This is a genomic window from Klebsiella sp. K47 (assembly GCF_051858335.1).
Classification (GTDB): domain Bacteria; phylum Pseudomonadota; class Gammaproteobacteria; order Enterobacterales; family Enterobacteriaceae; genus Klebsiella; species Klebsiella pneumoniae.
Genome location: NZ_JBPYUI010000180.1, coordinates 1 through 246 on the forward strand (window position 1 = coordinate 1; position 246 = coordinate 246).

1 protein-coding gene is annotated in these 246 nt (G+C 58.1%); it reads right to left on the minus strand.

Going from position 1 to position 246, the window contains the following annotated elements; translation table 11 throughout:
* Positions 1-240, minus strand: a 240-nt coding sequence (locus tag RRF55_RS27610) for a DUF4159 domain-containing protein (protein WP_439419241.1), incomplete at its 3' end; no start/stop codon positions are given.
* Positions 241-246: the final 6 nt, after the last annotated feature.

Sequence of the window (246 nt, forward strand, 5' to 3'; positions counted from 1 at the left end):
CAGGAAGCGCTTGTTGCGCCAGTCATAGTCCCACTCGCAGCCATAATCCTTGTTGCTGTAGAGAACGCCCAGGCGGCCATTGACCTCTATGCCCTTGAGATAATCATGGACCAGATCGTCGCCCCAGCCGTTCAACTCCAGCGCGGTATTGGGCGGCCCGTCGAACTTGAAGAAGCTGCGATAGACCGGATGGGTCCTGGGCAGCATCTTCAAGCCCTTGGGGCCGAAAATCTTGGCCATCTGCGC